8 protein-coding genes and 1 other RNA gene are annotated in these 9,290 nt (G+C 46.6%); all 9 read left to right on the forward strand.

Annotated features, from left to right (window positions below; all coding sequences use genetic code 11):
- Positions 1–86 precede the first annotated feature (86 nt).
- The 9 genes from ASU00_RS03485 to ASU00_RS03520 all read left to right on the forward strand — a co-directional run bounded on the left by ASU00_RS03485 (position 87) and on the right by ASU00_RS03520 (position 9,035).
- Positions 87–833 (forward strand): alpha/beta hydrolase, encoded by a 747-nt coding sequence (locus ASU00_RS03485; RefSeq protein ID WP_057912047.1) that lies wholly within the window; start codon positions 87–89, stop codon positions 831–833.
- A gap of 34 nt (positions 834–867) precedes the next feature.
- Positions 868–3,225, forward strand: a complete 2,358-nt coding sequence (gene rnr, locus ASU00_RS03490; RefSeq protein ID WP_057912048.1) for a ribonuclease R — start codon at positions 868–870, stop codon at positions 3,223–3,225.
- Positions 3,226–3,291: 66 nt separating this feature from the next.
- Complete coding sequence (gene smpB, locus ASU00_RS03495; protein WP_057912049.1) at positions 3,292–3,759, forward strand: SsrA-binding protein SmpB; 468 nt, start codon at positions 3,292–3,294, stop codon at positions 3,757–3,759.
- A gap of 123 nt (positions 3,760–3,882) precedes the next feature.
- Positions 3,883–4,244: a transfer-messenger RNA gene (gene ssrA, locus ASU00_RS24315) on the forward strand.
- A gap of 527 nt (positions 4,245–4,771) precedes the next feature.
- The gene (locus ASU00_RS03500) at positions 4,772–5,092 is read left to right on the forward strand and encodes a PadR family transcriptional regulator (RefSeq protein WP_057912050.1); all 321 of its coding nucleotides are present in this window, start codon (positions 4,772–4,774) and stop codon (positions 5,090–5,092) included.
- A gap of 70 nt (positions 5,093–5,162) precedes the next feature.
- Positions 5,163–5,504, forward strand: a complete 342-nt coding sequence (locus ASU00_RS03505) for a DUF1048 domain-containing protein (protein WP_057912051.1) — start codon at positions 5,163–5,165, stop codon at positions 5,502–5,504.
- A gap of 171 nt (positions 5,505–5,675) precedes the next feature.
- Positions 5,676–6,437, forward strand: coding sequence for an ABC transporter ATP-binding protein (locus ASU00_RS03510; protein ID WP_057912052.1), 762 nt, complete (start codon positions 5,676–5,678; stop codon positions 6,435–6,437).
- Positions 6,438–7,187 carry an ABC transporter permease gene (locus tag ASU00_RS03515; RefSeq protein ID WP_057912053.1) on the forward strand — a complete coding sequence of 250 codons (750 nt, stop codon included), beginning with the start codon at positions 6,438–6,440 and terminating at the stop codon, positions 7,185–7,187.
- Between the two features lie 192 nt (positions 7,188–7,379).
- Positions 7,380–9,035 (forward strand): FAD-binding dehydrogenase, encoded by a 1,656-nt coding sequence (locus tag ASU00_RS03520; protein ID WP_057912054.1) that lies wholly within the window; start codon positions 7,380–7,382, stop codon positions 9,033–9,035.
- Positions 9,036–9,290: the final 255 nt, after the last annotated feature.

The following is a 9,290-nucleotide window of genomic DNA, read 5'->3' on the forward strand; positions in this document are numbered from 1 at the left end:
ATGAATAGATATAGTAATTTTAGTACTTAATGATAGGATAGGGAATTTTTTTTGGATGCTATTTACTAATAAAGGAGCTTTTAATCATGAAAATCAAGCTGCAGCAGCCCTTTACTTTTGAAGGCGGAAAAAGAGCTGTCTTACTTTTACATGGATTTACGGGTAATTCCGCCGATGTGCGGATGCTTGGCCGCCACTTGGAGAAACATGGTTACACCTGCCATGCACCGCACTATAAGGGACACGGGGTGCCACCGGAGGAGCTGGTGAAGACCGGCCCTGCTGATTGGTGGAAGGACGTCATGATGGCATACGATTTCTTGAAGAGTAAGGGCCATGAGGAAATTGCTGTTGCCGGACTCTCTTTAGGAGGCGTATTTTCTCTTAAATTAGGTTACACTGTACCTATAAAGGGTATCGTATCAATGTGTGCGCCCATGTATATCAAAAGTGAAGAGATGATGTATAAAGGAGTATTGGAGTACGCTAGAGAATTTAAGAAGTATGAAGGAAAAACTCAAGAGCAAATTGAGCTTGAAATGGACCTTCTTGCCGATAAACCGATGAAAACATTGAAAACCCTTCAGGAGTTGATAACGGAGGTACGTGAGCATGTCGATTTGATCTATGCGCCGACATATGTCGTGCAGGGGCGTCATGATGACGTCATCAATCCGAAAAGTGCCGATATCATTTTTGATTCCATCGAGTCACCTGTCAAGAAACTGAAGTGGTATGAAGAATCCGGTCATGTCATAACGCTGGATAAAGAAAAAGACCAGTTGCATGAAGATGTATTGGAATTTTTAGAAAGTCTGGATTGGTCGGTTTAACAAAATTGATTATACCCTGAATAGGAGGGGTTTTATGGAAGATAACATTCAAGAACATATCAATAGGCTTTTGACGTACATGACCGACGAAGCCTATAAGCCATTAACGGTACAGGAGCTTGAAGAGGCTTTAAAAATCGAAGACTCGGCAGACTTCAAGAATTTCGTTAAGGCGCTAGTGAAGATGGAAGAAAAGGGGTTGGTCGTCAGAACGAGAAGCAATCGTTACGGCCTGCCGCAAAAAATGAACCTATTCCGGGGTAAATTAACGGGTCATGCAAAGGGCTTCGCTTTTGTAACACCAGAAGATAACCCAGGAATGGATGATATTTTCATCCCGCCGAATGAAACGGGCACAGCGATGCACGGTGATATCGTCATGGTCCGTGTATCGTCAGAAACATCTGGATCGAGACAGGAAGGCACGGTCATCAGGATCCTTGAACGCGGAATCAAACAAGTGGTCGGTACATACTCCGAAAGTAAAAGCTTTGGTTTCGTCATCCCTGACGATAAAAAGATCGCGAACGATATCTTCATCCCGCAGCATGCTTCCCATGGAGCGGTGGAGGGCCATAAGGTTGTCGTCAAGCTGACTTCTTATCCAGAAGGACGTGTAAGTGCAGAAGGCGAAATCATCGAAATTCTAGGGCATAAAAATGACCCTGGGGTCGATATCCTGTCCGTCATCCATAAGTATGGATTGCCGATGGAATTCCCGGAAGACGTCATGAAGCAAGCCAATGCCGTTTCCGATACGATTCAAGAAAGTGAAATAGGTAATCGTAGGGATTTGCGAAATGATGTATTGGTCACGATTGATGGAGCCGATGCGAAGGACCTCGATGATGCCGTTTCTGTTTCTAAGCTTGAAAATGGCCATTATAAGCTGGGAGTCCATATTGCCGATGTCAGCCATTATGTAACGGAAGGTTCACCGATCGATAAGGAAGCCCTTGAAAGAGGTACGAGCGTATATTTGGTGGACAGGGTCATTCCGATGATTCCGCATCGTTTATCGAACGGTATTTGTTCCTTGAACCCGCAGGTCGATCGGTTTACACTTTCTTGTGAAATGGAAATCACGCCAGACGGACATGTCGTCAATCACGAGATTTTTGAAAGTGTCATTAAAACGACGGAACGGATGACATATGGCAATGTGAACAAAATTCTGGTCGACAAAGATGAAGAACAGCTCGAGCGCTATGAGGCATTGGTGCCGATGTTCCAGGAAATGGAGAAGTTAGCGGCCATTCTTCGGAAAAATCGGATGAATCGCGGTGCGATCGATTTTGATTTTAACGAAGCGAGGGTTATCGTTGATGAAGAGGGACACCCGACTGATGTGGTGTTACGTGAAAGGTCGGTTGCCGAGAAGCTGATTGAAGAGTTCATGCTAGCGGCGAACGAAACCGTTGCTGAGCATTTCCACCGCCTTGACGTACCGTTCATTTACCGTATCCATGAAGATCCCAAGCCGGAAAAACTGCAGCGTTTCTTCGAGTTCATCACGAACTTCGGTTATATTGTGCGCGGGTCGGCCAATGACGTTCATCCTAAGGCACTACAGGAAATCATCGAGGCAGTGGCCGGCAAGCCTGAAGAAACGGTCATCTCCACCGTCATGCTACGTTCGATGCAACAGGCGAAATATGATCCGGAAAGCCTGGGCCACTTTGGTTTATCAGCTGAATTTTATACACATTTCACATCACCGATTCGCCGTTACCCGGATTTAATCGTGCATAGGTTGATCAGGACCTATTTGGTGGAAGGAAAGCTTGATCAAGCAACGAAAGAGAAATGGAATGCCAATTTACCTGAAATTGCCGATCATACTTCGAAACGGGAACGTCGCTCCGTCGATGCAGAGCGCGAAACCGATGATTTGAAGAAGGCGGAATATATGCTCGATAAAATCGGTGAGGAATATACAGGTATCATTGGTTCGGTTACGAATTTCGGGATGTTCGTCGAGCTGCCGAATACGATCGAAGGACTTGTTCATGTCAGCTTCATGACGGATGACTATTACCGCTTTGATGAGCGTCAGCTTGCCATGATCGGGGAACGGACCGGTAATGTGTTCCGGATTGGCGACGAGATCGACGTACGTGTTTCCAATGTCAATAAAGAGGAACGCGCCATTGATTTTGAAATCATCGGCATGAAGGTAAGCCGCCCGCGTCCATCCGGCGAGAAGAAAATATTCAAAGCCAATTCAGGTGACCGTAAACGCGGCCGCGGCGGCAATGGCGGACGTAACGAAGGAAAAGGCGGAGGCCGCAAGGGAGATGCGCCTTCTTCCGATAAAAAGCCGAAAAAGAAGAAAAAGTACTTTGAAAATGCGCCAGCTGCCAAGCGCAAGAGAAAGCCTAAAAAGAGATAAGATTGATGTGAGGGGATGATCCATTCATCCTCTCACCGCGATCGGATGTAAAAAGGGGAGAGTAAGATGCCAAAAGGCTCAGGGAAACAACTAGCACAAAATAAAAAAGCATATCATGATTTCTTCATTGAACAAACATTTGAAGCAGGCATCGTTTTGAAAGGGACCGAAATCAAGGCAATCCGCGCGGCTCGTGTGAATTTGAAGGATGCCTTTGCTAAAATAGAAAATGGTGAAATTTATCTTCATAATATGCATGTCAGCCCTTATGAGCAGGGAAATCAGTTTAACCATGATCCGTTGCGAACACGGAAGCTTCTTTTGCATAAGAAAGAAATCAGTAAACTGATCGGTGAAACGAAGGAAACAGGTTACACCATCGTTCCGTTGAAAATGTATTTAAAGAACGGCTTTGCCAAAGTTTTAATCGGACTTGGGAAAGGGAAGAAACAATATGACAAGCGTGATGACCTGAAGAAGAAGGAAGCGAAACGTGATATTGAACGTGCTTTCCGTGATCGTCAGAAGATGTAGCACTGCCAAGACCTTACAATTGATTTTTTGATTATATCTGTTATAATTAATCCTGTACCGATGACAATTGAATATCAGCCAACTTGCTGACTATTCTTCTCTCGTACGCTCCATTTCAATCATGGGGACGTTACGGATTCGACAGGGATAGTTCGAGCTTAAGTTGCGAGTCGAGGGGATCGGCCTCGTTAAAACGTCAACGCCTATAACTGGCAAACAAAACAACAACCTAGCTTTCGCTGCGTAACAACAGTCGTTAGCTGTTCCTCCCTCCATGGCCCACGTGGTAGGGTAAGGGACTCACTCTAAGTGGGATACGCCGGAATCCACCGTCTGAGGATGAAGGAAGAGACCAATCAGACTAGCTGCTCTGCCGCCTGTCGATAGGCTAATGAGTTCGCGAAATGCGAATATATCGACTACACTCGTAGAAGCTTAAGTGCCGTTATGTCTGGACGTGGGTTCGACTCCCACCGTCTCCACCAATACATATATTGGTGGTTTTTTATTTGCCTTTACGATTCAAATACAGCTGCTTGATGGCAATGATCCGTATAAATGGGCTGGTATTTTTGAAAATATTTACAATTTATGTTGACAGATCTTCTACTACGTCATACTATATACAAAGAGTAAGTCAAAATTAATACGAATACCACTGAATAAAGGAAATTTTCCTTGGTACTAAGTCGTACTGAATATAAGTCAGACATAATAGGGGAGGCGATGAACATGGAAAATTTAACTGAAATGCTGAAGGGTCTCGAAGGGTGCATTCCGGCAGGAAAGATTTGAATTAGCGCTGATGGGGGATTGAGCCGCGTGAGTAAATAGATGGTTTGAAAATATTTACAGTGTCGTGTTGACAGTTTATCTACTACGTGCTACGATATAGATGTAGTAAGTCACACTTGATACCTAGACCACTGAATAGCGGGATTTCCCCAAAAAATTTTCCTTAGTACTAAGTCATACTGAATATAAGTCAGACCAATTAGAGGGGGTGATGAACATGGAAAATTTAACTGAAATGCTGAAGGGTTCGCTTGAAGGCTGCGTGCTGGAAATCATCAGCCGCCATGAAACCTATGGCTACGAGATTACCCGCCGCCTGAACGAGCTTGGGTTTAATGAAGTCGTCGAAGGGACGGTCTACACCATCCTCATGCGATTAGAAAAGAAAAAACTGGTAAATATAGAAAAGAAACCGTCAGATATGGGGCCGCCTCGCAAGTTTTACTCATTGAATGGAGCTGGCCGCGAGGAACTTGAATTGTTTTGGGAAAAATGGGATTTTGTATCTTCAAAAATTAACGTCTTAAAATCAAATTAGCTTCATAAGATATTCCGTACGATATGTTTGGAATGCCTTGTTCAGCTATTATTATAGGAGGAAAAATAACATGATGGAAATGTTCAAAAAAATGATCGGTGATAAAAAAGAGTATAAGATGATGATGGCACGAGTTGAAGCCTTGCCAGAGGACTACGAGTTTGTATTTAAGAAAATTCAAAGCTACATGTGGAATTTCTCAACGGGCAGCGGGATGGATATGCTGCAAATGCAGTATGAATTAATCGATTTGTTCGAGGCCGGTGCGGCGGATGGCAGACAAGTGCTGGAAATAACTGGGGATGACGTGGCGTCATTTGCCGACGAACTAGTGGCAAATGCTAAAACCTATGTCGACAAGTATCGTGTAGATTTAAATCAGAGTGTCATGAAGCGATTGGGAAAAAAATAAATTTCATAAATAATTTCCACTGAATAGCTGATTACAAATGTGAATTGCCACCTTTGCTTTTCAGTTATATTTTCACCCGGTACTAAGTTATACAGATTATCAGTCAGACTAAATAGAAGATCCAAATCGTGCAAGCGGCCTTGCTGCGCTATATATAAGGAGGAAAAAAAGATGAGCAATGCAACGATATTTGTAAAAGGGTTAAAAAAATCCTTTAAAGACAAGGAAGTTTTAAAAGGGGTGGATTTTGAGGTGCAGCGTGGGGAAATTTTTGCACTGCTCGGTTCAAATGGAGCAGGCAAGACAACGACTGTCAACATCCTCTCGACGCTAATGAAGGCAGATGGCGGCGAAGTAGGTATTTGTGGCTTTGACGTCCAGCGTCAACCGGATCATGTTCGCCAGAGCATCAGCCTGACAGGGCAGTTCGCAGCTTTGGACGGTATGCTTACAGGGCGGGAAAACCTGATGATGATCGCCAAGTTGCGGGGAGTTTCCAATCCAGCTCAAGTCGCCGACAATTTGCTTGCAAGATTCAGCCTGACCGATGCGGCCAACCGCCGGGCCGACCAATATTCAGGAGGGATGAAGCGCAGGCTAGACATCGCCATGAGCCTGATCGGGACGCCAGCAGTCATATTTCTCGATGAACCGACGACAGGGCTTGACCCCGAAGCGCGGATTGAAGTTTGGGATACCGTCAAGGAGCTTGCCGGCGGCGGCACGACCATCTTGCTGACGACCCAGTACCTGGAGGAAGCCGAACAACTGGCGGACCGTATCGCCATCCTGCATGACGGGAAAATCATCTCGACCGGGACCCTTACCGAGCTCAAGGAAATGTTCCCGCCAGCGAAAGTGGAGTACATCGAGAAGCAGCCGTCATTAGAGGAAATTTTCCTCGCGATCATCGGTAAAAAGGAGGAGATGTAAATGAAAAGCAAAACTGGGGTATTACTAGGACGTTTAATGCGCAACATCATGCGCAGCCCGGATACAATTATCACGGTGGCGATTACGCCGATTATGATGCTGCTGCTGTTTGTCTATGTATTTGGCGGAGCGATAGAAACAGGGACGGCCAACTACGTCAATTATTTATTGCCGGGGATCTTGCTGATGGCTATCGCATCCGGCGTCGCTTACACATCCGTTCGGCTGTTTACGGATGTGAAAAGCGGCCTGATGGCGCGTTTCATTACCATGCCAATCAAGCGCTCGTCGGTATTGTGGGCTCACGTGTTGACCTCGCTTGTATCCAATGCGCTCACACTCGTGGTGGTTATCCTCGTCGCGCTCTTGATGGGCTTCCGTTCCAGCGCTAATATCCTCGATTGGCTCGCGGTAGCTGGGATTCTCGGACTGTTTACGCTGGCGTTGACATGGCTGGCAGTGATTCCCGGCTTGAAAGCCGGGTCAATGGAAGGGGCGACAGCCTACTCGTATCCACTGATTTTCCTACCATTTATCAGTTCGGCCTTTGTCCCCACCGAAACCATGCCTAAAGTCGTCCGTGCGTTCGCTGAGAACCAGCCCGTGACTTCAATCGTGAATGCGATTCGTGCCCTCTTGTATGAAGGGTCTGTTGGCAGCGATATTTGGACCGCGCTTGCCTGGTGCGTCGGGATCATGGTCATCGCTTACTTCTTCGCCAGTAGAGAATTCAAACGCCAATTAGGGTAAGAATCGTAGGTAAACAAAGGAACCATGAATGACATTTCAGTTGGAATGTCATTCATGGTTTTTTTCGTTTGAAGGGAATTTCTGGTTCAAAGCATACTCCTTACAAGATTATTCTTCCTCCTCGGAAGGAAAATGAGTTTTAACAGGGAATGTAGGATAATAAGAAAGTGTTTACATACTGGAGGCGTGTTGATGGAATTTGATGTGATTGTGGTCGGAGCGGGTCTCGCAGGGTTGGTGGCTACGGCAGAGCTCGCTGATGCGGGAAAGAAGGTCCTATTATTGGATCAAGAACCGGAAGCTTCTTTAGGCGGGCAGGCTTGGTGGTCTTTTGGCGGCTTATTTCTTGTCGACTCACCCGAGCAGCGGAGACTGGGCATTAAGGATTCTCGTGAACTTGCTTGGCAGGACTGGTTAGGTACGGCAGGGTTCGATCGAGAAGAAGAAGAGGATGAAGATTATTGGGGGAAGAAGTGGGCGGAGGCTTACGTCAACTTTGCTTCAGGGGAAAAACGTGAATGGTTAACAGCGCAGGGCATCCGTTTTTTTCCGGTTGTGGGCTGGGCGGAGCGTGGGGGATACCTCGCTGAAGGGCATGGTAACTCAGTTCCGCGTTTTCATATTGTATGGGGAACGGGCCCAGGGATCGTTAAGCCGTTCGAGGATCGGGTCCGTAAAGCGATGGGGAAGGGACTTGTCGATTATCGTCCCCGTCATCGTGTGAATGAATTGATAACGGAAGATGATTCTGTCATTGGTGTACGCGGATCCGTGCTTGTACCGAGCTCGGCAGCTCGTGGGGAGGCTAGTTCTGGGGAAGTAATCGGTGACTTCTCGTTACTTGCGAAAGCTGTGCTTGTTACAAGTGGCGGTATCGGTGCCAATCACGAATTGATTAGAAAGAATTGGCCCGATAGACTTGGTGAAGCTCCGAAAAATATGATTTCCGGTGTTCCCGAGCATGTGGATGGGAGGATGCTGGCCATTACGGAAAGGGCCGGTGGAAGGATCGTCAATCGTGACCGGATGTGGCACTATACGGAAGGAATCAAGAATCATGATCCCGTTTGGGACAAGCATGGGATCCGTATCCTTCCCGGCCCTTCGTCTCTTTGGCTCGACGCAACAGGTCAGCGGTTCCCTGCCCCGAATTTCCCCGGATTCGATACGCTGGGGACGCTTGAAACAATCATGGCGACAGGGTACGATTATTCCTGGTTCATTTTAACGCAAAAGGTCATAGAAAAAGAATTTGCTTTATCAGGCTCTGAGCAAAATCCCGATTTGACAGGTAAAAGCATTCGGAAAGTGTTATCCCGGGTCCTGCCTGGCGCACCGTCTCCCGTGCAGGCTTTCATGGACAAAGGGGAAGACTTTGTCATAGCGGATTCTCTCTCTGAACTCGTGGAGGGAATGAATGAGATCACGGGGGAGAAATTGCTGGTCCTTGCCGATATCGAGAGGCAAATCATCAGCCGGGACAGGAAGATGGATAACAAATTCACAAAAGACCTGCAGATCACCGCAATGCGTGGAGCGCGCCATTATATCGGGGACCGCTTAATAAGAGTTGCGGCACCGCATAAAATACTCGATCCGAAGAATGGTCCCCTGATAGCAGTGCGGCTGAATATCGTCAGCAGAAAAACATTGGGTGGATTGCAAACCGATCTCTCCTGCCGCGTCCTGAATACTTCCGGACATCCGGTAAAAGGCCTGTATGCAGCCGGTGAAGTAGCCGGATTCGGCGGGGGCGGGGTTCACGGCTATCGTTCATTGGAAGGAACATTCGTCGGTGGCTGCCTTTTCTCCGGACGACAGGCGGGCAGGGCAATCGCAGAATTATGACGTGGACCTGCTTTCGGGGTCCTATTTTGTCGAAAAATCGATAAATCGCCGAATTCGTAGATAAAAGGACCAGAATCGTAGTTGAAGGGCCGAATATGTAGAAAAATGGACCAGTTTTGTAGATGAAATGCAGCAGCTATATACGTGGACCTGTTGCGGATCCCTTTTTTGTCGAAAAATCGATAAATCGCCGAATTCGCAGATAAAAGGACCAGAATCGTAGATAAATCGCTGAATTCGTAGATAAAAGGACCA

The organism is Peribacillus muralis (assembly GCF_001439925.1).
Lineage (GTDB): Bacteria > Bacillota > Bacilli > Bacillales > DSM-1321 > Peribacillus > Peribacillus muralis.

Bases quoted from the DNA above. Each gene is read 5' to 3' on its own strand.
- smpB (WP_057912049.1), top strand. From the start codon at position 3,292: ATGCCAAAAGGCTCAGGGAAACAACTAGCACAAAATAAAAAAGCATAT.
- rnr (WP_057912048.1), top strand. From the start codon at position 868: ATGGAAGATAACATTCAAGAACATATCAATAGGCTTTTGACGTACATG.
- ASU00_RS03510 (WP_057912052.1), top strand. From the start codon at position 5,676: ATGAGCAATGCAACGATATTTGTAAAAGGGTTAAAAAAATCCTTTAAA.
- ASU00_RS03520 (WP_057912054.1), top strand. From the start codon at position 7,380: ATGGAATTTGATGTGATTGTGGTCGGAGCGGGTCTCGCAGGGTTGGTG.
- ASU00_RS03505 (WP_057912051.1), top strand. From the start codon at position 5,163: ATGATGGAAATGTTCAAAAAAATGATCGGTGATAAAAAAGAGTATAAG.
- ASU00_RS03515 (WP_057912053.1), top strand. From the start codon at position 6,438: ATGAAAAGCAAAACTGGGGTATTACTAGGACGTTTAATGCGCAACATC.
- ASU00_RS03500 (WP_057912050.1), top strand. From the start codon at position 4,772: ATGGAAAATTTAACTGAAATGCTGAAGGGTTCGCTTGAAGGCTGCGTG.
- ASU00_RS03485 (WP_057912047.1), top strand. From the start codon at position 87: ATGAAAATCAAGCTGCAGCAGCCCTTTACTTTTGAAGGCGGAAAAAGA.